Source organism: Streptomyces virginiae (genome assembly GCF_041432505.1).
In the GTDB taxonomy this organism is placed as follows: Bacteria; Actinomycetota; Actinomycetes; order Streptomycetales; family Streptomycetaceae; genus Streptomyces; species Streptomyces virginiae_A.
Window position 1 is genome coordinate 489,063 of record NZ_CP107871.1, and the last position, 23,248, is coordinate 512,310.

Below are 23,248 nucleotides of genomic sequence, written 5' to 3' on the forward strand. Positions count from 1 at the left end.
ATCCCCGCGCCACGCGTACCACCCGCGCCCTGCGCACCGCCTCGCACCGCACGCAGCCGGCGACCGTCCGGCCGCGCCCACCTGCCCGCACCTGCCCCCACCTGAAGAGGAGTCACCGTGCCGACGGTCCACCATGTCGCCACGCCCCCCGCACCGGCCGATCCGGTGCACCCGTCCGTCGGCGCGGCCACCACGCTGCTCGACGCCTACCGCGGTGGAGCCCGGTTCCTCGCCACCCCCACCCGGACGCTGCTGGCCCAGGGCATCCGCCAGGAGGTCGCGCACTCCGCCGAACCGCTGCCGCACCGCGTCGCGCAGGCCCTGGCCGAGGCGCGACGCGCCGGACACCCCTACCCCGTGGTGATCGGCGCGATCCCCTTCGCCCCGGACGCCCGCGCGGCCCTCGTGGTCCCGGAGTCCCTGCGCAGCGGCCCGCCGCTCGCCTCGGACCCGCTGATCGCCCTGCCCGCCGCCGGTCCGGCACCCACCGACTGGGCCATCGCCTCCGTCCCCGAGGCCGACGTCTACGCCAAGGGCGTGGCCTCGGCCGTGGACCGGATGTGGCAGGGCGAGTTCAGCAAGGTCGTACTGGCCCGGACCCTGGAACTCGCCTCCGACAGACCCCTGGACATACCCGCCATGGTCCAGCGGCTCGCCCGCCGGGACCCCTCCGGCTACACCTTCGCGCTCCCCACCGGCCCCGGCCGCAACCTGCTCGGCGCCAGCCCTGAGCTGTTGCTGTCCCGCCGCGGGGACCGGCTCATCTCCAACCCGCTCGCCGGGTCGACCCCGCGCAGCGCGGACCTCGCCGAGGACGTCCGCCGGGCCGCCGCCCTGCTCCACTCCGCCAAGGACCTGCACGAGCACGCCGTCGTCGTCGACGCAGTGCACCAGGCCATGGCCCCGTACTGCACCTCCCTCGACGTCCCCGAGCACCCCACCCTGCTCCGTACGGCCACCATGTGGCACCTGTCCACCACCGTGACCGGCGTCCTCGCGCGGCCCGACGTCTCCGCTCTGGAGATCGCCTCCAGCCTGCACCCGACCCCGGCCGTCTGCGGCAGTCCGACCGGCGTGGCCCGCAAGGTGATCGAGGAGACCGAGCCCTTCGACCGCGGCTTCTTCACCGGCATGGTCGGCTGGGAGGACGGCAGCGGTGACGGCGAGTGGGTCGTCACCATCCGCTGCGCCGAGGCCGAGGACAACCGGCTGCGCCTGTACGCCGGGGCGGGGATCGTCTCCGCGTCCGAGCCCGACGCCGAGACCGCGGAGACCGCCGCGAAGTTCCGTACCTTCCTGCAGGCCGTCGGAGCCGAGCTGTGAGCGAGCCCCACAACGACGCGGACCCCGCGGCCTGGCTGCCCTGGCCCGCCGAGTTCGCCGAGCGCTATCGGGCGGCCGGCTGGTGGCGGGGCGAGACCTTCGGCTCCGTGCTGCGGGAGCGGTCGGCGGCCCACCCCGACCGGATCGCGCTCGTGGACCCGACGGGTGGCCCGGACGGCGGCCGGCGCACCTGGAGCTACGGCGAACTCGACGCGCGGGCCGACCGGATGGCCGCCGGCCTCACGGCGCGCGGCATCCTGCCCGGCGACAAGGTCGTCGTACAGCTGCCGAACACGGCCGAGTTCTTCGAGGTCGTCTTCGCGCTCTTCCGGATCGGCGCCCTGCCCGTCTTCGCGCTGCCGGCGCACCGCCGCACCGAGATCTCCTACTTCTGCTCCTTCACCGGGGCGGCGGCGTACGTGATCCCCGCGGTGCACGGCGGCCACGACTACCGCGAGCTGGCGGCGGCCGTGCGCGCCGAGGTCCCGGGGCTGCGCCAGGTGTTCGTCGCGGACGCCGACCCGGGTGAGTTCACGGCGCTGGCCGACGTCCCCCTGGACGTACCCGCCGAAGGGCTCGGCCCCGCGCCCGCCCCGCACGACCTCGCCTTCCTCCAACTGTCCGGCGGCAGCACGGGTGTGCCCAAGCTGATCCCGCGCACCCACGACGACTACATCTACTCCCTGTGGGGCTCGAACGAGATCTGCGGGGTGGACGCCGACTCGGTGTATCTGGTCGCCCTGCCCGCCGCCCACAACTTCCCGCTGTCCTCGCCCGGTTCGCTCGGCGTCCTGTACGCGGGCGGCCGTGTGGTGCTGTGCCCGCAGCCGGTGCCCGACGTCGCCTTCCCGCTGATCGAGTCCGAGGGCGTGACGATCACCGGGCTGGTTCCCCCGCTGGCCCTGCTCTGGACGGAGGCCGCCGCGCGCACCGACCGGGACCTCGGCAGCCTGGAGGTCCTGCTGGTGGGTGGCGCCAAGTTCAGCGAGGAGGCCGCCCGTCGGGTCCGGCCCGGCCTGGGCTGCACGCTCCAGCAGGTGTTCGGGATGGCGGAGGGGCTGGTCAACTACACCCGCCTCGACGACCCCGAGGAGATCGTCGTCACCACCCAGGGCCGGCCGATCTCCCCGGACGACGAGATCCTGATCGTCGACGACGAGGACCGCGAGGTGCTCCCGGGCGAGTCCGGCCACCTGCTGACCCGTGGCCCGTACACCATCCGCGGGTACTGGAACGCCCCCGAACACAACGCCCGATCGTTCACGGCGGACGGTTTCTACCGGACCGGGGACATCGTCCGGATGACGCCCACCGGGCACCTGGTCGTCGAGGGACGCGCCAAGGACCAGATCAACCGGGGCGGGGAGAAGATCGCGGCGGAGGAGGTGGAGAACCATCTCCTGGCGCATCCGGCCGTCCACGACGCCAACGTGGTCGGCGAACCGGACCCCTATCTCGGCGAACGCACCTGCGCCTACGTGATCCTGCGCGAGGGTGCCGGAGAACTGCGGCCCGCCGCCGTGAAGAAGTTCGTTCGCGAGCGCGGCCTCGCCGCGTACAAGGTGCCGGACCGGGTGGAGTTCGTCTCCGCCTTCCCCAAGACCGGCGTGGGCAAGGTCTCCAAACGGGACCTGCGCACCGCAGCTCCCGCCGACGCCCCCGCCCTCGTCCCCGTACCGCCCCACCAGCCCTGAACGGATGAACCCATGGCCCTGCCCGCCATCGCCCCCTACCCGCTGCCGACCGCCGAGGAGCTGCCGGCCAACCGTGTCGACTGGACGGTGGATCCGGACCGCGCGGTCCTGCTCGTCCACGACCTGCAGAACTATTTCCTCTCCGCCTTCGACACGGACGCCCAGCCCGTCACCGGCATGCTCCAGCAGGTCGCACGGCTGAAGAAGGAGGCGGGCCGCGCCGGGGTGCCCGTGTTCTACACCGCGCAGCCCGGCGGCCAGAGCCCGGCCGAGCGAGGCCTGCAGCAGGACTTCTGGGGGCCGGGCCTGCCGGACGACCCGACGGCCGCCGCGATCCCCGCGGTGGTGGCGCCGGGCCCGGACGACACGGTGCTCACCAAGTGGAAGTACAGCGCCTTCGTCCGGACCGACCTCCTGGAGCGGCTGCGCGCGATGGGCCGGGACCAGCTGGTGATCACCGGTGTGTACGCGCACATCGGTGTGCTGATGACGGCCTGCGACGCCTGGATGCAGGACATCCAGGCCTTCCTGGTCGCCGACGCCGTCGCCGACTTCTCCGAGCGCGAGCACCGGACGGCCCTGGAGTGGGCGGCGGGTCGTTGTGCCGTGGTCACCACGGCCGACCGGGTCTGCGCACAGCTGTGAGACCGGCCTCGCTGCGGGCCCGGCCGCGGCCGCGGTCGGGCGCCGCGCACGTACCGCCGGTGTATCCCGTCCCGCTGCCGGTGGTCCTGCCCGGGCAGACCCGGGTGTGGGCCGCCTCGGTGGCGGAGAACGCCGCGGCCGCCACGGCCCGGCGGGGCGAGCTCGACCGGACGGAGTCCCTGCGGGCGGACGGCTTCCGGCAGTTCGCGGACGTGGACCGCTTCCTGGTCGCACACGTCTGTCTGCGGGACATCCTGGGCACGCTCCTCGGAACGCCGCCGGCCCGCCTCATCGTCGACCGGGAGCCCTGCGCCGCGTGCGGCGGTCCGCACGGGCGTCCCTACCTGCCGGGCCGTCCGGTCCACTTCTCCCTCGCGTACGCGGGCGACCTGGTCGTGGTCGCGGTCGCTCCCGTACCGGTGGGGGTCGACGTGGCGGACCTGCCGTCGCACGCCCTGGTGCAGGCCTCCATGGCCGGGCTGCACGAGGACGAACGCGACGAGCTGCTCGCCCTCCCCCGGACCGCCCGGCCGACCGCCTTCGCCCGCTGCCGGACGCGCAAGGAGGCCGTACTGAAGTCCACGGGGCAGGGCCTCACGCACGGCACGCGGCAGCCCTACGTGGGCACGGCCGCGGAGGCCGCGCGGACCTCCGAACACCAGGTGTACGACCTGCCGGTGCCCACCGGCCGGGTCGCCGCCCTGGCCCTGTGGACCGGTTGACGGTCCTCCACCCGCTCACCTGACCCCCCACCCCCCACGCTCACCCTCACGCCCGTCCCCGTCCCCGTACCCCACGAAGGATCTCCCCATGACGGATCGTCTGAACACCGCCCGGCCCTACGCGCTGGGTCTCTTCCGGATCGTCACCGGCCTCCTGTTCGCCTGCCACGGCGCCGCTTCCCTCTTCGGCGTCCTCGGCGGCGCGCACGGCGGCGGCACCGTCCCCCTCGGGGCCTGGCCGGGCTGGTACGCGGCGGTGATCCAGCTCGTCGCCGGCGCCCTGGTGCTGCTCGGCGCCGGGACCCGGAGCGCGGCCTTCATCGCCTCCGGCTCGATGGCGTACGCCTACTTCACCGCCCACCAGGCGGAGGCCCTCTTCCCGATCCAGAACAACGGCGAGTCCTCCGCGATGTACTGCTGGGCCTTCCTGCTGCTCGTCTTCACCGGCCCGGGCGCCTTCGCCCTGGACCGGCTCCTGCCCGCCCGCGGGAACCGGGTCGCGGAGACCGAGCAGCAGCCCCGGGCGGCGACCGTCTGAGGCAGGCCGTCCCCCGCTCTCCCTGAGCCCCGCCCCCGTCCCCCGAGGGCGGGGCTCAGGGCTGCTCCAGGTAACAGGCCAGGGTGGCACGGCTGTTCCGCAGGCTCTCGATGCGCGCGTCCATGGCGGCCAGTTCCCCGTCGAGTACGGACCGGATCTCCTCGCACCAGGCGAAGCGCACCCCCTCGCCCCGCACGCACGGCAGCACCGAGCGGATCACCTCGGTGGACAGGCCCGCCGCCAGCAGGGCCCGTACCTTGCGCACGGCGGCCACGGAGTCCGCCGTGTAGTCGCGGTATCCGTTCGGGCCGCGCTCCGCGTCGAGCAGTCCTTGCGCCTCGTAGTAGCGCAGCAGCCGGGAGCTGACGCCCGTACGCCGGGACAGTTCTCCGATCAGCATGTGCCGTACCCCTGTGTCCGGTTGACCTTCACATTGATGTCAACGTCTAACGTCGCACCCATCGGCCGGCATTCCGTCGGCGCGGCCGCGCACCACTGGAGTGATGTTCATGACCGACCGCTCGTTCCTCTTCGTCCTCGGCAGCTCCCGGTCCGGCGGGAACACCGAGATCCTCGCGCGGCAGGCCGCCGAGCAGTTGCCCGCCGGGACCCGGCAGCACTGGGTGGACCTGGCCGCGTCGGACCTGCCGGACTTCCAGGACGGCCGGCACGAGGCCGAGGGCTGGACGCCCGGGGAGAGCGAGGCGATGCTCAGACGGGCCACCCTGGAGGCGACCGACGTCGTCATCGCCTCGCCCCTGTACTGGTACGCGCTCTCCGCGCACACCAAGCGCTACCTCGACTACTGGTCGGGCTGGCTCACCTCTCCCGGCTCGGACTTCAAGCAGCGGATGGCGGGCCGGACCCTGTGGGGCGTGACGGCCATGGCGGACCACGACGAGGCCCGCGCCGAGGGGTTGGTGACCGGCCTGCACCACACCGCGGCCTACATGCGGATGCACTTCGGCGGGGTACTGCTCGGCAACGGCTCCCGACCGGGCCAGGTGCGCGACGACGAGCGGGCGACGATCCGCGCCAAGACCTTCTTCGCCCAGGATGCGCCCCTGGCCCGATTCCCGTAGGGGGTCCGCCGCTTCGGGGTCAGCCCGTGGCGGCCCGGGGGACGAGGCGGGTGCCGCACCAGCTGCAGTACCGGGCGTCGGCCTCTATGGCGTGCCGGTGGCACTGCTCGCAGACGAGGTGGAGCGGGCACTGCGGTGTGCGGGGTTCGGTGCGGGGCGGCCGGCCGATGGCCATGCCGGCCCGTCTGCGGTGCGCGGTGAGGAAGACGAGTCCCTCGGGGCCGGCGCGGAGCGAGCGGGCGGAGCCGCGTGGCAGCAGGGCGAGCGAGCCGGGGACGACCTCCGTCCGGGCGCCGTCCAGCGTGAGGGAACCGCCGCCCTGTACGACCGTGAGCAGGACGTCCACCTCGGGCTCCCGGTGTACGGCGATCTCGCCGCCGGGCAGCAGGCGCACCAGATTCGCGTCGAGTTGTCGGCCCTTGTGCCGTAGTCGCCACAGGGCGCCGCTCTGGCCGTCCGCGGCGGCCTCGACCAATCCTGTGACTGTGACACCCACGGCTCCCCGCTCGACCACCACATGTCCTTCCCGCGTGTTCGGCCGCTCTGCCGACCTCGTGATCGCCCATGAGATCACTTCGGTAGGTGTCCGCACCAACCACCGGGGTGCGCAGCGGTCGCCCGAGCGCCAGGACGTGTGCCGCTCGGCCCGCCCGACGCGGCGGAACGGCCGGTCCTCCCGTACAGGCTGACACCCTTCGGGTCCGGGCGAAGGCGGGTTGGGGAGGCACACCACCCGTTGGGGTCAAGATCTGCCGGGTCACGGGTCTGTCCCGGCGCACGACGCCCCGTGCGGGTGCCCGGGAGCGACGGAAACCACCGTACCGGCCGGTCGCGGGCGCGCGCCGGGCGGCTGCGGGCGTGTCGGGTTCGGCGGTACGTGTCACAGGAAGGTACGGGTGGACGGTCGGGTGGAACGGCGGTACGGGTCGGGCGACTCCTGTTGATCGGAGACGCTCTCCCGAACCGAACCGAACCGAACCGAACCGGCCCGCACCGACCGCCCGCACCTCCGTCCGACCGATCCTGAGGAAGAAACGATGCGCGTTCACCAGCTGACCCTCGCCGCCGTGGCCGTCGCCGCGAGCCTGTCGCTCACGGCCTGCCAGAACGGCGACGACGGGGCGGCGCGGAGCACCCCGTCGGCTTCGTCCACCGCGTCCGCCCCGTCCGGCGCCTCGCCTTCGGGGGGCGGTTCGGATCAGGGCGGCGGGAAGCCCTCGCAGGGGGCGGGCTCCGACGGGAAGGGTACGGCCGGCGCCGGGACCGGCACGGACGCGAGCGGCAAGGTCGGCAAGTGCCGGACCGACGAACTGGCGATCACGGCGGCGGAACGCACCATCGGCGGCGACAAGGACGGCACGGTCGCGGTGACGCTGAAGAACCGCGGTACCCGGGACTGCACGATCTCCGGGTACGCGGGCGTCGACCTGAAGACCGACTCGGGCTCGCTGTCCGCGCAGCGCACGGGGCAGCAGCCCGCTACGGCCGTCCTGAAGAAGGGTGGGTCGACCTACTTCGGCATCAGCTACCCGCTCAACACCTCGGGCGGCTCCGGCGTCCGCGTCACGGGGCTGGTGGTGACCCCGCCGGACGAGACCAGGTCGGTCACCCTCGCCTGGCCGGGCACCGGCACGCTGCCGGTCACCGAGGGCGGCGGCGCCCCGGTGAAGGTCGGCCCGGTGGGAAGCGCCGGCCAGGGCGGCTGACCCCGGTAGCCCGACCACCTACCACCGACTGCCCCGTACCCGGGTCGTGACCCCCGGGTACGGGGCAGGTCCGTTTCCGCCGGCGCCGCCGCTACGCGGACCGGTCCAGCGAGTTGCGTACGTACGCGCCCGGCGTCTGCCCGAAGTGGCGGCGGAAGGCCAGAATGTAGCCGTTGGTGCTGACGAACCCCACCCGGGCGGCCACCGAACTCACCAACTGGCCCTGTTCCAGCAGGCTCAGCGAGTGGTTGAGTCGGAGCCGGGTGCGCCACTCGGAGAAGGCCATCCCGGTCTCCGCGCGAAAGGCCCGACGCAGGCTGGTCGAGCTCGTGTAGAGGTTCTCCGCCCACTCGGTCGCGGTGCGCGGATCGCTCGGCGTCCGGGCCAGCTCCCGCGCCACCACGCCGGCGGTGTGACTGGTGGGCTGGGGCAGCGGCAGGCAGTTGCGGTGCCCGGCGGACAGCGCGGCGAAGACCTCCGGGTCCTCTGCCTGGGCGCGGGTGCTGCGCATCCGGCCGAGGACCAGTCTGCGCTGGGCGTCGGTGATGTTGATGGTGGTGACGTCCTGGAACGGCAGCTGGAACCGGTCCGCGTCGAAGGACTCGACCGCGATGACCGAGTCGGCTCCGAAGCGTGCGCTGTGCGCGATGCCCGCCGGGATCCACAGGGCCACCGACGCCGAAAGCTCGTGGTCCCGGCCGAGGGCGGTGACCACGATCCTGCCGACCGGCACGTGCAGGAACTCGTGGAACTCGTGGACGTGGAGCGGGTGTCCGCCCTCGGCGATGAAATCGTCATCGGCCATGATCGCGTCCCCGGTCCGGGTCTCCTCGTCTCGCACGCTGCGCAGTCCCGTCTCGGCCACAACATCCTCCCCCTACCGCAGGGGTCGTGTTCTTGACCCCTGATTGTGAGCGGTTCGCCTCCGGCATTGGACCGGACACCGCTTTGGTAAGGCTAGCCTAACTTCGAGCTTGAGCAGGTGAGGAGTACCCGAAGACCCATGAAGCAATCGGCTTCGCCGGAAGCACCACCGACACCGACGCCCGCGCGGCCCCGTGCCTCGCGTGGAACGGTGGTCGTGGTGCTCGCCGGCCTGATGCTGGCCGCCGTGACCCTCGCGAGCATCGGCCTCGGTGCGCGTGACATATCCCCGCTGGAGATCGTGCGGATCCTGTTGCACCCGAGCGCGGAGGGCTACAACGGCGACGTCCTGTGGACGGAACGGATACCCCGCACGCTGCTCGGTCTGACGGTCGGGGCCGCCCTCGGCGCCTCCGGGCTCATCATGCAGGCCCTGACGATGAACCCCCTGGCGGAGCCGGGCGTCCTCGGCGTGCAACAGGGCGCGGCGGTGTTCGTCGTGCTCGGCATCCTCTTCCTCGACGCGTCGAGCGTGCAGGGCTACTTCTGGATGGCGCTGACCGGCTCGGCGGTGACCGCGGTCCTCGTCTTCCTGATCGGGACCCGCACCAACGCGGGCAGCAGCACGATCGGCCTCGTCCTCGCGGGGGTCGCCGTCGCGGCGGTGATGTCCTCGCTGATCACCCTGCTCGTGGTGCGCGACGAGGCCGTCTACGCCCACCTGCGCTTCTGGTCCGTGGGCCAACTCACCGGCCGGGGACAGTTCCTGGGCCAGGCACTCCCGTTCGCGCTGACCGGTCTGCTGCTGGCGCTGCCGCTCGGGCGCACCCTGAACCTGCTGAGCCTCGGTGACGACACCGCCCGCGGGCTCGGCGTCCGGGTGGAGCGGGCCAGGCTGGCGAGTGCGGCCGTCGCCGTGCTGCTGTGCGCGGCCGCCACCGCGGCCGTCGGGCCGGTGGCCTTCGTCGGCCTGGTCGCCGGGCACGCCGCCCGGATGCTGGTGGGCACGGACCACCGCTGGTCACTGCCGCTGTCCATGATCTGCGGAGCCGTCCTGCTCGTCGGCGCCGACACCGCGGGCCGGCTGGTGATCGACCACGGCGAGGTCCAGGTGTCGGTGATGACCGCCTTCGTCGGCACCCCCTTCTTCGTGTGGCTCGCGCGCCGCCGCGACCTGGTCCGGATGTGAGTGACATGGCACAGACACACGCGCCCCGGACGGACGGGGCCCGCAGCCTCGGGCAGGCCTCCCAGGACACCGCGGCGGAACTCAAGGCCGCCACCGTGGCCCGGCTGGGCGGCGCCCACCGGGCGGGATTCCGCCGGGCCCGCCTCGTCACCTTCGTGCTCGTCCTGATGCTGCTCGCCCTGCTCGTCGCCTCGATCCTGCTCGGCGGGGTCAAGCGGATCCCGGCGGGCGACATCCTGCCCGCCGCCTTCGGGATGCGCACCGGCCTGGCCGACTACGTGATCTTCCGCATCCGGATGCCGCGCGCACTGGCGGCGCTGCTCGCCGGAGCCCTCTTCGGCCTCTCCGGTGCCCTGTACCAGCGGCTCATCCGCAATCCCCTGGCGACCCCGGACATCGTCGGCATCTCGGCGGGCGCCGGGGCCGGCGCCACCACGATGCTGCTGTTCGCCCCGGCGGTCCCCTTCGGGACCTCCCTGGCCGGCCTCGGCGGCGCCTTCGCGCTCGTGGCGACCGTGCTCGCACTGAGCAGGCGCGGCGGGGGCGTGGACACGTACCGGCTGGTCCTCGTGGGCATCGGCCTGAGCGCCGTGTGCACCGCCTACGTGAACTACCTGTTCACGGTGGCCGGTCAACACGGGATCGCACAGGTGATGCGCTGGCTGGTCGGCAGCGTCAACGACGCCACCTGGGAAGGGGTGTCCACGCTGGCGGGCGCGCTCGCCGTGTGCGGGCTCTGCACCGCCCTGCTGGACCGTGCCCTGGGCAGCATGGCCCTCGGCGACCAGCTCGCGCTCGGGCTCGGCACCCGGGTGGGGGCCGCCCGGATCGCGACCCTGCTGGTGGGGGCCGCGGCCGCCGCTCTGGCCACCAGCGTCACCGGCCCGATCGGCTTCGTCTCGCTGATCAGCGGTCCCATCGCGATCCGGTTGGTCGGCGCCGACCGGTCCGTCGCCCTGGCCGTCCCGATCGGCGCCGTCATCGTCCTCGGCGCCGATGTCCTCGCCCAGCACGGCCCGTTGATCAGCCCCGTACCGACGGGTGTCCTCACGGCGCTGCTCGGCGCCCCCTACTTCGTCTGGCTGATCCTCCGGCGCAGGCAAGGAGCCACCGCATGAGCGCACGACCCGTACTCGCCTCCCCCGACGCCGGCTTCCGGCTCGAAGCCCGTGGCATCAGCGCCGGCTACGACCGGAAGCCGATCATCGAGGAGCTGTCCCTCGGGATCGAGCCCGGCAAGATCACCGCGCTGGTCGGCCCGAACGCCTGCGGCAAGTCGACCCTGCTCAAGTCGGTCGCCCGGCTGCTGCCCGTCGCGGCCGGCTCGGTCCTCCTCGAAGGTCAGGACATCCACGACCTGTCCACCCGCGAGGTGGCCCAGCGCCTGGGCATCCTGCCGCAGTCGCCGATCGCCCCGGAGTCCATCACCGTCGGCGACCTCGTCTGGCGCGGGCGCCACCCGCACCGCCGCTTCGGACAGCGGCGCACCGCCACCGACGACGAGGTCATCGCGGACGCCCTGCTCGCGACCGGGACGGCCGAGCTGATCGACCGCCCGGTCGACCAGCTCTCCGGCGGCCAGCGCCAGCGCGTGTGGATCGCCCTCGCGCTCGCCCAGGACACGCCGACGCTGCTCCTGGACGAGCCCACCACCTACTTGGACATCGCCCACCAGATCGAGGTCATGGACCTCCTCGCCGACCTCAACGAGCAGGCCGGCAAGACGATCGTGCTGGTGTCCCACGACCTCAACCAGGCGGCCCTGTACGCCTCGACGATCGTCGCCATGCGCGACGGCCGCGTCGTGCGCCAGGGCACGCCCGAAGAGGTGCTCACCGAGGAGACCGTGGCCGAAGTGTTCGGCCTGGACTGTCTCGTCGTCCCCCATCCCCGCACAGAGCGGCCCCAGATCTTCCCCCTGGGCCGTCGTATCCCCGCATAGGAGACACCACCATCATGTCCGTTCCGCGCAGAACGCGCCGCCCCGCCCGCGCCCTCGCCGCCCTCACCGCGGCCGCCGCCTGCCTCGGCCTGCTCACCGCGTGCGGCGGCGAGGACTCGACCGCCGCCAAGGACAAGCCGGCCGCCGCCGGCGCCGACGCGTCCGCCGCCTTCCCCGTCTCCCTCACCAACGCGTGGGGCAGGACCGAGGTCAAGAAGAAGCCGGTGAAGGTCGCCACCGTCTCCGACGGCGACACCGCCATCGCGCTGGCCCTCGGCATCGTCCCGGTCATCACCCCGGACGTCGAGGACGGCGCCAAGGTGCCCGAGTACAAGCAGCGCGCCATCGACAAGCTCGGCGCCGGCAAGCTGAAGACGTACGACGACACCGACGGCACCGCCTACGAGGCCATCGCGGCCGAGGCTCCCGACATCATCCTCGGCATGAACACCTGGGAGATGGACGCGGACTACGCCAAGCTGCAGCCCATCGCCCCGGTGGTCACCTTCACCGACAAGGCGCACGCCGACACCCTGACCTGGCAGGACCGGCTGAAGACCGCCGCGAAGGCCCTGGGCCTGAGCGCCAAGGCGGACGAGGTCATCGCCGCGAACGAGAAGGCCACGACGGACGCCGCCGCCGCGCACCCCGAGTTCAAGGGCAAGACGTACACCTACACGGTCGTCCACCCCGAGCAGGTCAGCTTCATGTCCTACGCCGACCAGGACCCGGGCGTCTTCGAGAAGCTCGGCTTCACCAAGACCGACAAGGCGAAGAACTACGCGCCGAACAAGAACGCGGTGAGCCTGGAGAACCTCGACCAGCTCGACGCCGACGTCCTCCTGGTCACCTACCCCTTCGGCGACCGCGGTGTGATCAGCGCGACCGAGCTGGAGTCCAACAAGCTCTTCCAGTCGCTGAACGCGGTGAAGACCAAGCACTTCACGGTCATCCCCTCGGAGAACTCCCTCTCCTCGGCCATCGCCTACCCGGACGCGCTGAGCGCCCCGTGGGTGGTCGAGCAGCTCACCCCGCTCCTCGCGAAGGCCGTCGCCGGCCAGTAGGAGCCCCCGCCGCGCGCGTCGCCACGCGGACCACCGCCGAGGCCCGTCTCCCGCAGGAGGCGGGCCTCGCCGCGTAGCGACCGGGGACCTGGTCAGTGGTGCCAGGCGTGCCCCCCGGTGTTGTGGATGAACCGCTGGAGGACCTTCAGCGTGATCACGTACTCCTCGTCCGAGATGCCGCGGTGTCGCTCCTGCCACAGCTCCCCCTGAGTCACGGCGACTCGGGCGTAGAACTCCCGCCCGTCGGTGGTGAGTTCGAGGTGGCCGTCGGGGCCCTGGGCGACCCAGCCGCGGGCGATGGTGGCGTCGATCTCCTCGTCGAGGTCGTCGACACCCGCGGCCGCGTAACCGCTCAACACCCCGGTCACCCCGTCGCGCGTGGCCGGCGGCTCGGCGGCGGCGATCCGGGCCAGGATCCAGGCCTGCGGCTGGGTCGTGCCGATTCCGGCGAGCACCTCCCTGATACGGGTGACCACCGCATCCGAGGCGGCCCAGCTCCAGTAGCCGATGGGCTGCCGCACCAGTTCGGCGTCGTCGTGCGAGTACTCCATGGTGGATCCGCTCCGTTCGCTCTCGTCGAGATCACCTACGCACGACACCGTAGGAACTCGACCGCACTTGAGGTCCAGCCCCGTCCGGGGAGTTCACGGCCCCGGAGCAGCCGGGGGCGGGCCGGCGTCCGGATTGCGCGCGGGGTGGCAGTGCCGTGGTCCGCGGGTTGGATGCGGGGCGCGCGGGGCGTCGTAGCGTGGCCGCATGCCGGATCTGCCGGACGGATGTGAAGGAGCAAGTCGGATGTCCACCCGTAGTCCCCGCTCGGTCGTCACCTTCCCCATCGTGCTCAGGGAGTTGACGGTGCTGCGTGTCTCGGACGTCACGCCCGGGATGCGGCGGGTGACCCTGGGCGGGCCCCAGCTGCACGCCTTCGAGCACGCGGGCCTGTCCCTCCCGGCGCTGCGCACGGAGGGCTTCGACGACCACGTGAAGTTCTTCTTCGCGGAGGAGGGTCGGGAGCCGGTGCTGCCGCGGCAGAACGTGAGCAGCCTGGACTGGCCCTCGGACGGACGGCCGATCTCCAAGGACTACACGCCGGTGCGGTTCGACCCGGTGGCCGGGGAGATCGACTTCGACTTCGTCCGGCACGACGGCGGTATCGCCTCGTCGTGGGCCCAGCGGGCCGCCCCGGGCCAGGTGACCTGGATCGCCGGGCCGAAGATGTCGCACAGTCATCCCGAGGGCGCGGACTGGCTGCTGGTGATCGGCGACGAGACGGCGCTGCCCGCGATCGGTCGCTGGCTCGACGAGATGCCCGACGGGACCCGGGCCCGGGTGTTCATCGAGGTCGGCGAGGACAGCCACCGCCAGGAGCTGCCGACGCGCGCGGAGGCCGAGGTCACCTGGCTGGTGCGCGACGGCGTCCCGGCCGGGCGCAGCGACCTGCTGGAGCGCGCGGTGCGGGACATGGAGTGGCTGCCGGGGACGGTGTTCGTCTGGGCCGCCGGTGAGGCCGTCACCCTCAAGGGCATCCGCCGGCACCTGTCGGTGGACCGGGGTGTGCCGCGCGAGCAGACGCACATCACCGGCTACTGGCGGCGGGCCGAGGTGGCCCCCGGCCTCGCCGAGCCGGCCGATCCCGATGTCCTGGAGGGCGAGGACGCGCACGGGCGGCTCCACGAACTGACCGACCTGGCCCCCGGGCTCGCGATCCGCGTGGCCGTCACGCTGGGTCTGGTCGACCTCGTCTACCAGGGAGTACGGGAGCCGGCGGAGCTGGCGCGGCGCAGCGGGACGGAGCCGCGCTCGCTCGGCGCGCTGCTGAAGTACCTCGTGGAGATCGAGGTGTTCGAGGCCACCGACGAGGGGTACCGGCTGACGCCGGTGGGCGAGGAACTGGTCGAGGACGACCACTCGTTGGAGGAGTACGACCTGCGCGGCGCGCAGGCCGCCTTCGACCTGTCGCTGGTGGGGCTCGCCGAGCGGATGCGCTCGGGTGCGAACGGCTGCCGCACGGCGTCCGGGCAGAGCCTGGCCGAGGCGCTGCGCACCGATGCGCGCCTGGGCGGTTCGGCCCGTACCGCGATCGAGGACGAGGCTCGCTGGGTCTCGACGGGGGTCGCCGATGCCTACGACTGGTCGGCGGTGGAGGTCCTCGGCGCGTCGGGCAACGGCGCCGGCACGGTCGTGGGAGCGCTCGTCAAGAAGTTCCCCGGGCTGCGGGTGCGGCTCGCCGCCCTGCCGTCGGTCCTGGATGTCGTGGGCGGGCAGATCCTCGATCCGGAGGTGCTGCCCCGGGTGGAGCTCGTGGCGCAGACGCACCCGGTGCCGTCGGGTACCGGAACGCTGCTGCTGTGCCGGCTGCTGGAGTGGCTGCCGGACGAGGACGCTGTGCTGACCCTGACCGAGGCGGCGGCCGCGATCCCGGCCGACGGCGCCGTGGTGCTGGTCGAGCAGGTGGAGGCGGCCGACCCGGACGACATCGACGCGGTCCTGCACCACCTGCGGCTCACGGCGGCGTTCGGCTCCGGGCTGCGCTCGGTGAAGGACGTGACCGCGCTGGCGGAGCGGGCCGGGCTGACGGTCCGCGCCTGCCGTGACGTCGGCTGGGACCACCGACTGTGGGTGCTCGCACCGACCGCCTGACCCGAGGCCGGCGTGCCGGGTCGTGCCCGGCCGGGTACGACACGGCACGGCACGGCAGCGCTTCGACGTGACCCGGTTCGTGCGAGTCTGTCGTCATGATGTCCGAGATCACGGCCGCGGCCTGGGCCGGGCAGCAGGTCGCCGCGGTCCGCGACGACCCCATCGGGCGGATGGCCTTGATGGAGCGTTGCTACCACGGTCCCTTCGGCAAGGCGCCGCACCACCTGCCGTTCCGCCGGGCGGCGATGTCGTTCATGCGCTGGCAGGTACGCCGGGGCGTGCTGCGGCCGATGTTCGCCGACCGGCCCGGCAGTCCGTGGTGGCGGGCGGTGAACGAACGGATCCTCCGCGACGGCTGCGAGGCGGTGGGCCTGAGCGGCGGACTCCCCGGGCCCGCCTCCGCGCGCACGGTCGACCAATGGCGGTCCTTCGCCGACCACCCCACGGCCCGGGCCTGGTACCGGGCGCACAACGGGAGCGTGGTCGCCGCCTACCTAGAGAACCGCGCTCTCGCGGAGGCGGAGAACGAGACCGAGCGGTTCTTCATGAACGTGGTCCTGTGCCGCGTGCTGTACGCCCACGCCCTCGTCGCGGCGCCCCGCCTCGCCCTCGGGTGGCTACGCCCGCTCGCCCCGCTCCTCGGCGATCCCAGGGTGGAGATGACCGGGATCTTCCTGCAGCTGTCGCGCGTGCTCCCCGACGCGTACCCGCTCCACGACACGGTGCGGACCTACCTCGACGGGGAGATCGGCTTCGGCCGCCTCCTCGATTTCGGGGTGATCGCGCCGAGGCTGCAGCGGCTGTACGCGTGGTCGGCCCACGAGCTCGGGGCGCCCGGCCTGCTGGACTGCGTCCGCGACGGATCCCCCGTCTACGCGTGGTCGTTCGACGACCGGCACGTCTGGAAGCCCCCGAACTCCTTCGCCCTCCGTGTGATCCACCGGGCGCTCCCACCCGAACGACGCACCCCGTACCGGTGACGGAGTACCGGTGACGGACGTACGTCAGCTTCGCCGGGCGGTGGGGTCCGGTGCGCCGACCTTGCGGGCGTGCAACACGTGCGCGTCCAGGGGCAGGGGCCGGCGGCCGACGAGCTGGAGGCCGGCGTCGGCGAGCAGGCGTGCGTAGTGGTCGGCCCGGCGTTCGCGGCCTCCGACGTTGCAGAGCATGTGCAGGTCCCAGGAGGTGGCCAGCGAGGGGGAACCGTCGACGGGCAGGAGACGTTCCACGACGAGCAGGTCCGCGTGGGCGGGCATCGCGCGGACGCAGTGGCGCAGGATCTCGCGGCAGCGGTCGTCGTCCCAGTCGTGCAGGACGCGGGACAGGATGTAGACGTCGCCGCCGGGCGGCACGTCGGCGAAGTCGCCCGCACGGTAGGCGCAGCGCGGGCCGCAGCCCGTGGCGTCGAGGAGGAGGCGGGCGGCCTGGACGGCGTGCGGGCGTTCGAGGAGGACACCGCGCAGGCGTGGGTGCGCGGTGAGGATCCGGCCGAGGAGTTCCCCGTTCCCTCCGGCGATGTCCACGACGGTCGCGGCCTCGGGCGCCTGGGCCGCGGCGGTGATGACGGGATGGGTGGGGAGCGGCTGGAACATTCGTGAGCTCGCGGCCATGGAGCGGTCGAAGAGGGCGGCGAGTTCGGGGTCGCGGGCGAAGTGGTCGAAGTGGTTCTCGCCGAAGAGGTGGTCGAAGGCCGGCTGTCCGGTCCGCACGGCGTGGTCGAGAGCGCCGAAGGAGCGGTAGAACGGGCCCCCGTACATCAGGGCCAGTGGTCGCATCGACCCGGGCGTGTCGGCGCGCAGCAGGGCGCCGAGTGCGGTCAGGCGGAATCCTTCCTGCTCCTCGACGACGGCTCCGAGCATGGCCAGGTAGCGCAGGAGTGTGCCGAGGCTTCGGGGGTGGGTGCCGGTCGGCCGGGACAGGTCCTCGGTGCGGTGGGCGGTGCGGGTGTCCATCACATCGGGCAGGCCCAGCCGGGCGAACGTGGCGAGGGCCTGTGTCGTCCACGCGCCGGTGAAGAGGTGGAGGAGCGTTTCGGCGGGCTGCCGCGCGTCATGACGGGGGCGGTGGTGCGGGTCGGGGTGGTGCGGGTCGCAGTGGTCCAGGTGCGCGGCGAGGGTGTCGCGGTGGTCGCCCGGTGCGTAAAGCTCCAGTCGCCGGTAGTCGCAGGCGGCGTCGGCGGGGAGGGTGAAGTAGAGGACCGTGCCGTCCTCGTGCGGGTTGTAGCCACCGCCGTCGGGCAGCGCGCCGTGGCGGTCGAGGATCGCGCACAGGCCGCGCAGGGCCAGTGGCTCCGGACGCTCGACCTCGAAGGCGAGGTGTGCCTCGTGCCGGCGGGTGCGTTCGTAGGCGGCGATCGGTTCCAGGTCGGAGTGCGGGGGCACGGTCAGGGCGAACACCTCGACCGCGCGCCGCTCCCCGTCGTGGCCGTCGACCTGCGGGCGCAGGATCCGGACGTCGAGCTCGGCGGGATCGCGCAGGTGGCGCCGGGCGAGGCGGTCCCGGACCACCACGCTGGGGTGGGAGGGAGTGTCCACGGCCAGTCCGCAGTCGGCGAGTTGGGCCCGCAGACCGTCCGCGTCCGGCGGGAAGAGCAGCAGTCCCGCGTGGGCGAAGCGGCAGTGCTCGGCGAGCGCCCGCAGGTCCGGGCCGTCGAGGCCGGGCAGGAGGAGCGGGAGCAGGGCGGCGCTGTCGTGCTCGCGGACGAACAGGGCTGCCGCGCGCAGGGAGTCGGTGTCGTCCCGGAGCAACGTTTCGTCGGGGAGGGTCGTCGTCATCGTGGGGGTGTCCTCGGGCCGGTACGGAGCGGGGCAGGGCGGGGCAGAAGGGCAGGGCGAAGCGGGTGGAGGGGAGGCCGGGGTGAGCGTGGTACGGGGCCGGGCCCCGCAGCGGTCACACGCCGACGTAGTTCTCGGCGAACCAGTCCTGGTGGATGCGTGAGGTGCGCAGCGACGCGAGCCGGGAACGCCGCAGGGCGGCGTGGAAGAACGATCCGGCATCCTCGTCCTGGTCGGGGGGTGCGTGCAGGAGTCGGGTCATCCACCCGGTGAACTCCTGCGCCCGCCAGATGTACGCGAGGCAGCGGTCCGAGTAGCTGTCGAGCCCCGCGGTGTCGCCCCGGGTGAGGGCATCGACCAGGGCTTCGGCCAGCATCTCCGCTTCCAGGACCGCGAGGTTGGCGCCCTTCGCGGCGGCCGGCGCGAGCAGACTCGCCGCGTCGCCCGCGAGGAGGAGCGAGCCGTGGCGCAGCGGTTCGACGACGTCGCAGGTCAGGTCGAAGACCCCGCGTTCTAGGAGCCTGCCCCGGCGCAGCGGGCCGTGGTCCGCTGCGCTCATCCGGATGTCGAGCTCGTCCCAGATCCGCTGTTCGGGCCAGGAGTCGGCGGGGGTGCCGCGCTGCCACTGGAGGTAGTAGCGGGTGACGTCGGCGGTGCGGGCCATGTGTCCGGCGAAGCCGCGGTCGTGGATGGCGTAACCGACGGCGTCGAGGCTCGGCGGGGTCTCGGCGAGCAGGCCGAGCCAGGTCACGCCGTGGTCGTACCGGTGATGACGGACGGCGCCCGGCGGCAGTGAGCGGCGGGCCGCCCCGTGCCGGCCGTCGCAGCCGGCGACGTAACGCGCGGTCCACCGGGTGGTGCGGCCGTCGGGTTCGCGCGTGGTGACGGACGGCCGGGTGCCGTCGGTGTCGTGTACGGCGAGCGCCTCGGTGTGGAAGGAGATGCGTCCACCGAGGTCGAGGTAGTGGGTCAGGAGGTCCGTGACCAGGTGCTGCTGCGGGTAGACGTGATGCTGCGCGCCCTGCCCGAGAGCCCCGTAGTCGAGGCGGAACCGGCCGTCCTGCGTGCGGAATTCGCAGGTGCCGTGGCGGCGGCCGTGCCGGTGCAGGCCGTCGGCGAGGCCGTGGCGGTCCAGGATCTCCACGGTGTTCGGGGCGAGGAACCCCGCGCGCGCCCGGGTCCGGACCTGGGCGCGGGAGGCACGTTCCAGGATGACGCAGTCGATCCCGGCGGCGTGGAGCAGGATGCCGAGCACGAGCCCGGCGGGGCCGGCGCCGAGGACGACCACATCGGCGGACTCACATAACGTGTGGGTGGTGTGACGTTCCGTCATAGCGGGTGAAGCATAAGCACGCGAAGATCCACACTCCTACCTGAACCATCCCTAGGTAGGAATAGAGTGACAATCGACATGCGCGTGGCCACCCGGTGACAGCGGCTCCGGGATCCGCTTCCGCAGCCGGCAGGTGGTGCGCTCCGGGCGTGCGGAGGTAGGCACGCTGCTCCCGTACGCGCCGGCGCGCGAGCCGATCCTCAGCGGGTACGCGCCTCGGGCGGTACCTCCTACGAAGGTCCCCTAGGGCCGGTCGGGCCTCGCGCCGGCATCGATCCGCCGGGGCTCGGATCGGAGGCCGTCCAGCGCGGCCCGCGCGGCGAGTTCGCCCTCCTCGTAGGCGTTGGCCCGGGCCTCCCGGACGGCTTCGCGGAGCTGTCGTTCGGCCTCGCCGGTACGTCCCACGGCGGCCAGTGCCTCGCCGTACAGGGTGCGCAGCACCACCCGCCGTGGGGCCGCCAGCGCAGGCGCGGCGAGCGCGTGTCCGTGGGCCGCGTGTTCGGCGGCCTCGGCGGCGGCGCCGACCGACAGCAGGTGCTGGGCGAGGTGTTGGTGCGCCAGGGTGGCCGTCTCGGTGAGGCCCTCCCGCTCGGCCAGGGCGAGGGCCTGGGCCAACAGGGCGGCGGGGCGCTCGCGGTCGCCGTGGCGCATGAGCGCCACGGCCAGGTTGATCCGGGCGACCGCCTCCCCGGCGATGTCCCCCGCGCGGACCGCGAGGTCAGGGGCCCGCTCCAACCGGGTCAGGGCCTCCTCGGGCCTGCCCTCCTCGGACAGCACCCAGCCGAGCAGCGCCGACGCCCGGGACTGGGCGGCCGGATCACCGTCCAGTTCCGCGGACGCGAGGCCCTGTTCGAGCAGCGGCACCCAGCCGTCGCGGACCTGCCACACGATGAGCGGCCACTGGAGCACGACGAGCCGCCACGCCCGGTCGTGGAAGCCCGCCGCGACGGCGGCCTCGACCGCGGCCCGCAGGGTGCCGCGTTCGGCGGAGTACCAGGCGAGCGCGGCCGTCCTGTCGGCGAACCGGCGGATCTCGGCCGAGCGCCGGGCTCCGGCCGGAGGGGCGCAGCACGGTTCGCCGCCGGGCTCCGCGGCCGCGCACGCCGCGAGCAGGGTCTGTACCCAGTGGTCGAGCAGCCGCAGCAGCCCGGCGGGTTCGCGGCCGGGTGCCAGGCTGCGGGCGAAGAGGCGCACCAGATCGTGCAGCACGTAGGACCGCGGGCCCGTCTCGACGACCAGTTGGGCCGCGGCCAACTGGTCGAGCGCCAGAGCGGCCTGGGCCGGCGGGCAGTCGGCGAGCGCGGCGGCGGCGGCGGTGTCGAGGGTGGCACCGGTGTGCGGGCCGAGGTGGTGGAACAGCCGGCGGGCCGGTTCGGGCAGATGTCGCAGGCTGAGGCCGAGCGCCGCGGCGACGCCGGTGTCCTCCACCTTGAGCAGGTCCAACCGGTGCTGTTCGTCGGCGAGTTCTCCGGCGAAGGAGGCCAGGCCCCGGTGCGGACGGGTCGCGAGCCGGGCGGCGGCGACCCGCAGCGCGAGCGGCAGTCCGTCGCACAGGCCGGCCAAGCGGGCGGCGGCCTCCGGTTCGGCGGCCACCGACTCCGGGCCCAACACGGCGGCGAGCAGCGTGGTCGCGTCGCCGGTGGGCAGCGCGCCGACCGTCACCGGGCGGGCGGCGTCGGTGGCCACCAGGCCGTCGAGCCGGTCGCGGCTGGTGACGAGGGTGACGCAGTCGTCCCCGCCGGGCAGCAACGGGCGGATCTGCTCGGAGTCGACGGCGTTGTCCAGGACGACCAGCAGTCGTCGTCCGGCGGTCAGTTCGCGGTAGCGGGCCCCGAGGGCGGTGGGCGAGCCCGGCATCCGTTCGACCGGGACGCCGAGTGCGAGCAGGAACTCGCGGAGCACGGCGCGGGTGTCACGGGGCGGGGTGGGGCTGAAGCCGCACAGGTCGGCGAAGAGGGTGCCGCCCGGGAAGTCGGCGCGCCGTCGGTGCGACCAGTGCACGGCGAGCGCGGTCTTGCCGACGCCGGCAGCGCCGGTGAGCGTGACGACGGGGCCCGGCACCGCGCTCGTGACGCGGTCGAGGACGGCGAGTTCGTCCCGTCGCGCGATGAAGCCCCGGGGGCGGCGGGGCAGGAGTTGGGGGGTGCCGGCGGTCCCCGCGGCCACGGCGGTCTCGTCGTCGGTAGGGACAGCGGCCTCGGTGGGGGTCCGGGCGTCGGTGTCGCTGCCGGCATCGACATCGGCGGCGACATCGGCACCGACGCGCAGCAGGGTGCGGTACGCGTCGGTGAGCACCGGTGCGGGGTCGACGCCGATCTCGTCGGCGAGCAGCTTCCGCGTGCGGTGGTACCGGTCCAGCGCGTCCGCCTGCCGGCCCGCCCTGGCCAGGGCCAGCATCAGCTGTGCGACGAGCGACTCCCGCAGGGGGTGCGCGGTGGCCTCGGCGCCCAGTACGGACGCGGCGGCTCCGTGGTCACCCAGCTGCCCGTACGCGCGCGCCAGCTCCTCGACGGCCGTCAGGCGCAGCTCCTCCAAGGCGTGCGCGGGCGCTTCCAGCGGTGCGCTGTGCACGGTCCCGGCGAACGCCGGCCCCTGCCACAGCCCCAGTGCCTCGCGCAGGACCGCCACGGCCTGCGCCGGGTCCGCGCTCCGCCGGGCGAACCGGAGGGACTCCTCGAACCGGTGGGCGTCCACGAGCGCTTCGGGCAGGCGCAGCCGGTACGCCGCTCCCTGGGTGAGGAGTTCCACGCCGTGTGTTTCCGCGTCGTGCTGCGCGAAGACCGCCCGGAGCCGGGAGACGTGTCCCTGCAGCACGGTGCGCGCGTGTCTCGGCGGTTCCTCGTCCCACAGTGCCTCGGTGAGCCGCTCGACGCCGACGGGCGTGTTCGGGTGGGCCAGCAGCATGGCGAGCAGGCTCCGACGTTTGGCGGGGCCGAGCGGGAGGGGAGCCCCGTTCGTCGTCGTGACGGCGACCGGCCCCAACACGCGGAACTGCACAGACCCCACCCTTGTCGATCCGCACCGTTTCGTACCGTTCCATCCATGTACGCACGGCCCCTGATCGAGGATAAGTCGGATTGTTCCGGCGACATGAGTACGGCCTCGGCCAATCATGGAACGCGTATTCCGCCCTCGAACGCAGGGGGGACGGGGTGGTGCGGGCGAGGCAAGCGGTGCGTTAGCGGGCCGTTAGAGCATCGTTGGCGGCCGGTGGAAGTGTTCGGGGCGTCGAGTCGTTCCGTCATCCCGATTGGGGAGTACACACATGACCTTGGCCATCCTTCGCCGGTCCGCCCTCGCGGTCACCACCCTCGCGCTCTCCGGAGCCGCCCTCGCGGGCGTCACCGCCGCCCCGGCGCAGGCGGCGGCGCCCGCCGCCGCTGCCGGCTTCTGTCACGTGTCCGGCCTCGGTGGTGACTACATCTGCGAGTACGGCGAAGCCTGGATGACGTACCCGGCCGGAAACCGTCAGGTCTTCATCGTCGGGTCCGATTTCGCGGTGTGGACCCGCTGGCAGTTCGCCGGCGGTTCCTGGAGCGACTGGACCTCCATGGGCGGGACCGTGCGCAGCGGGGTCCGCATCGACGGCAACAACACCTGGAACCCGACCATCTCGATCGTCGGCATGGACGGCGAGCGCTGGTCCCGGCACCGCCTGACCAGCGGTAGCTGGACCCCCTGGCAGAACTGACCCACGCGCCCCGGCGGGCCGCCACCCGCCGATCCCAGGGA

21 protein-coding genes are annotated in these 23,248 nt (G+C 73.2%); 14 read left to right on the plus strand and 7 right to left on the minus strand.

Going from position 1 to position 23,248, the window contains the following annotated elements:
- The first annotated feature begins 117 nt into the window (after positions 1–117).
- The 5 genes from dhbC to OG624_RS02275 all read left to right on the plus strand — a co-directional run bounded on the left by dhbC (position 118) and on the right by OG624_RS02275 (position 4,922).
- Positions 118–1,323, plus strand: coding sequence for an isochorismate synthase DhbC (gene dhbC, locus OG624_RS02255; protein ID WP_352163961.1), 1,206 nt, complete (start codon positions 118–120; stop codon positions 1,321–1,323).
- Positions 1,320–3,017: a (2,3-dihydroxybenzoyl)adenylate synthase gene (locus OG624_RS02260; protein ID WP_167745580.1), complete on the plus strand. Its 1,698-nt coding sequence runs from the start codon at positions 1,320–1,322 to the stop codon at positions 3,015–3,017. The genes dhbC and OG624_RS02260 overlap by 4 nt, the downstream gene beginning before the upstream one ends.
- A gap of 12 nt (positions 3,018–3,029) precedes the next feature.
- The gene (locus OG624_RS02265) at positions 3,030–3,662 is read left to right on the plus strand and encodes an isochorismatase family protein (protein WP_371638959.1); all 633 of its coding nucleotides are present in this window, start codon (positions 3,030–3,032) and stop codon (positions 3,660–3,662) included.
- 59 nt (positions 3,663–3,721) lie between these two features.
- Positions 3,722–4,384 (plus strand): 4'-phosphopantetheinyl transferase family protein, encoded by a 663-nt coding sequence (locus OG624_RS02270; protein ID WP_371638960.1) that lies wholly within the window; start codon positions 3,722–3,724, stop codon positions 4,382–4,384.
- 88 nt (positions 4,385–4,472) lie between these two features.
- Positions 4,473–4,922 carry a DoxX family protein gene (locus tag OG624_RS02275; protein ID WP_161288192.1) on the plus strand — a complete coding sequence of 150 codons (450 nt, stop codon included), beginning with the start codon at positions 4,473–4,475 and terminating at the stop codon, positions 4,920–4,922.
- 55 nt (positions 4,923–4,977) lie between these two features.
- On the opposite strand, the gene OG624_RS02280 is transcribed toward OG624_RS02275, so the two are convergent.
- Positions 4,978–5,322, minus strand: a complete 345-nt coding sequence (locus OG624_RS02280; protein WP_033225303.1) for a MerR family transcriptional regulator — start codon at positions 5,320–5,322, stop codon at positions 4,978–4,980.
- 109 nt (positions 5,323–5,431) lie between these two features.
- On the opposite strand from OG624_RS02280, the gene OG624_RS02285 reads away from it, so the two are divergent.
- Positions 5,432–6,004 (plus strand): flavodoxin family protein, encoded by a 573-nt coding sequence (locus OG624_RS02285; protein WP_051763813.1) that lies wholly within the window; start codon positions 5,432–5,434, stop codon positions 6,002–6,004.
- Positions 6,005–6,023: 19 nt separating this feature from the next.
- On the opposite strand, the gene OG624_RS02290 is transcribed toward OG624_RS02285, so the two are convergent.
- Entirely contained in the window at positions 6,024–6,500 is a 477-nt protein-coding gene (locus tag OG624_RS02290; protein WP_033225424.1) for a cupin domain-containing protein, read from the minus strand.
- 541 nt (positions 6,501–7,041) lie between these two features.
- Here OG624_RS02290 and OG624_RS02295 point away from each other — a divergent pair.
- Complete coding sequence (locus OG624_RS02295; protein ID WP_033225300.1) at positions 7,042–7,710, plus strand: DUF4232 domain-containing protein; 669 nt, start codon at positions 7,042–7,044, stop codon at positions 7,708–7,710.
- Between the two features lie 91 nt (positions 7,711–7,801).
- Here OG624_RS02295 and OG624_RS02300 read toward each other — a convergent pair whose 3' ends face one another.
- Positions 7,802–8,575 carry a helix-turn-helix transcriptional regulator gene (locus OG624_RS02300; protein ID WP_033225299.1) on the minus strand — a complete coding sequence of 258 codons (774 nt, stop codon included), beginning with the start codon at positions 8,573–8,575 and terminating at the stop codon, positions 7,802–7,804.
- Between the two features lie 216 nt (positions 8,576–8,791).
- On the opposite strand from OG624_RS02300, the gene OG624_RS02305 reads away from it, so the two are divergent.
- From OG624_RS02305 to OG624_RS02320, 4 genes are read left to right on the plus strand one after another with little or no spacing between them, the layout of a single operon-like run.
- Positions 8,792–9,763: a FecCD family ABC transporter permease gene (locus OG624_RS02305; RefSeq protein ID WP_371638961.1), complete on the plus strand. Its 972-nt coding sequence runs from the start codon at positions 8,792–8,794 to the stop codon at positions 9,761–9,763.
- A 5-nt stretch (positions 9,764–9,768) separates the two neighbouring features.
- Entirely contained in the window at positions 9,769–10,881 is a 1,113-nt protein-coding gene (locus OG624_RS02310; RefSeq protein WP_051763792.1) for a FecCD family ABC transporter permease, read from the plus strand.
- The gene (locus OG624_RS02315) at positions 10,878–11,705 is read left to right on the plus strand and encodes an ABC transporter ATP-binding protein (protein ID WP_033225296.1); all 828 of its coding nucleotides are present in this window, start codon (positions 10,878–10,880) and stop codon (positions 11,703–11,705) included. The genes OG624_RS02310 and OG624_RS02315 overlap by 4 nt, the downstream gene beginning before the upstream one ends.
- Positions 11,706–11,719: 14 nt before the next feature.
- Positions 11,720–12,769, plus strand: a complete 1,050-nt coding sequence (locus tag OG624_RS02320; protein ID WP_352163956.1) for an ABC transporter substrate-binding protein — start codon at positions 11,720–11,722, stop codon at positions 12,767–12,769.
- 92 nt (positions 12,770–12,861) lie between these two features.
- Here OG624_RS02320 and OG624_RS02325 read toward each other — a convergent pair whose 3' ends face one another.
- A complete protein-coding gene (locus OG624_RS02325; RefSeq protein ID WP_033225291.1) occupies positions 12,862–13,320 on the minus strand; it encodes a MarR family winged helix-turn-helix transcriptional regulator in 459 nt (152 codons plus the stop codon).
- A 244-nt stretch (positions 13,321–13,564) separates the two neighbouring features.
- On the opposite strand from OG624_RS02325, the gene OG624_RS02330 reads away from it, so the two are divergent.
- On the plus strand, positions 13,565–15,409 hold the full coding sequence (locus tag OG624_RS02330; RefSeq protein ID WP_371638962.1) for an SIP domain-containing protein: 1,845 nt from the start codon (positions 13,565–13,567) through the stop codon (positions 15,407–15,409).
- Between the two features lie 95 nt (positions 15,410–15,504).
- Positions 15,505–16,389 (plus strand): hypothetical protein, encoded by an 885-nt coding sequence (locus OG624_RS02335; protein ID WP_033225287.1) that lies wholly within the window; start codon positions 15,505–15,507, stop codon positions 16,387–16,389.
- Between the two features lie 24 nt (positions 16,390–16,413).
- Here OG624_RS02335 and OG624_RS02340 read toward each other — a convergent pair whose 3' ends face one another.
- From OG624_RS02340 to OG624_RS02350, 3 genes are all read right to left on the minus strand, one after another.
- The gene (locus OG624_RS02340) at positions 16,414–18,183 is read right to left on the minus strand and encodes a methyltransferase (protein ID WP_371638963.1); all 1,770 of its coding nucleotides are present in this window, start codon (positions 18,181–18,183) and stop codon (positions 16,414–16,416) included.
- 115 nt (positions 18,184–18,298) lie between these two features.
- Complete coding sequence (locus OG624_RS02345) at positions 18,299–19,516, minus strand: 4-hydroxybenzoate 3-monooxygenase (protein ID WP_371638964.1); 1,218 nt, start codon at positions 19,514–19,516, stop codon at positions 18,299–18,301.
- A 243-nt stretch (positions 19,517–19,759) separates the two neighbouring features.
- Positions 19,760–22,513 carry an AfsR/SARP family transcriptional regulator gene (locus OG624_RS02350; RefSeq protein WP_371638965.1) on the minus strand — a complete coding sequence of 918 codons (2,754 nt, stop codon included), beginning with the start codon at positions 22,511–22,513 and terminating at the stop codon, positions 19,760–19,762.
- Positions 22,514–22,781: 268 nt separating this feature from the next.
- Between OG624_RS02350 and OG624_RS02355 the strand changes: the two genes are divergently transcribed.
- Complete coding sequence (locus OG624_RS02355) at positions 22,782–23,207, plus strand: hypothetical protein (RefSeq protein ID WP_033225282.1); 426 nt, start codon at positions 22,782–22,784, stop codon at positions 23,205–23,207.
- Positions 23,208–23,248 lie beyond the last annotated feature (41 nt).

What these genes read in the sequence shown, in the direction of transcription:
- OG624_RS02285 (WP_051763813.1), top strand. Translation starts at nt 5,432, where the DNA reads ATGACCGACCGCTCGTTCCTCTTCGTCCTCGGCAGCTCCCGGTCCGGC.
- OG624_RS02325 (WP_033225291.1), bottom strand. Translation starts at nt 13,320, where the DNA reads ATGGAGTACTCGCACGACGACGCCGAACTGGTGCGGCAGCCCATCGGC.
- OG624_RS02320 (WP_352163956.1), top strand. Translation starts at nt 11,720, where the DNA reads ATGTCCGTTCCGCGCAGAACGCGCCGCCCCGCCCGCGCCCTCGCCGCC.
- OG624_RS02335 (WP_033225287.1), top strand. Translation starts at nt 15,505, where the DNA reads ATGATGTCCGAGATCACGGCCGCGGCCTGGGCCGGGCAGCAGGTCGCC.
- OG624_RS02280 (WP_033225303.1), bottom strand. Translation starts at nt 5,322, where the DNA reads ATGCTGATCGGAGAACTGTCCCGGCGTACGGGCGTCAGCTCCCGGCTG.
- OG624_RS02310 (WP_051763792.1), top strand. Translation starts at nt 9,769, where the DNA reads ATGGCACAGACACACGCGCCCCGGACGGACGGGGCCCGCAGCCTCGGG.
- OG624_RS02315 (WP_033225296.1), top strand. Translation starts at nt 10,878, where the DNA reads ATGAGCGCACGACCCGTACTCGCCTCCCCCGACGCCGGCTTCCGGCTC.
- OG624_RS02275 (WP_161288192.1), top strand. Translation starts at nt 4,473, where the DNA reads ATGACGGATCGTCTGAACACCGCCCGGCCCTACGCGCTGGGTCTCTTC.
- OG624_RS02295 (WP_033225300.1), top strand. Translation starts at nt 7,042, where the DNA reads ATGCGCGTTCACCAGCTGACCCTCGCCGCCGTGGCCGTCGCCGCGAGC.
- OG624_RS02265 (WP_371638959.1), top strand. Translation starts at nt 3,030, where the DNA reads ATGGCCCTGCCCGCCATCGCCCCCTACCCGCTGCCGACCGCCGAGGAG.
- OG624_RS02355 (WP_033225282.1), top strand. Translation starts at nt 22,782, where the DNA reads ATGACCTTGGCCATCCTTCGCCGGTCCGCCCTCGCGGTCACCACCCTC.
- OG624_RS02345 (WP_371638964.1), bottom strand. Translation starts at nt 19,516, where the DNA reads ATGACGGAACGTCACACCACCCACACGTTATGTGAGTCCGCCGATGTG.
- OG624_RS02340 (WP_371638963.1), bottom strand. Translation starts at nt 18,183, where the DNA reads ATGACGACGACCCTCCCCGACGAAACGTTGCTCCGGGACGACACCGAC.
- OG624_RS02330 (WP_371638962.1), top strand. Translation starts at nt 13,565, where the DNA reads ATGTCCACCCGTAGTCCCCGCTCGGTCGTCACCTTCCCCATCGTGCTC.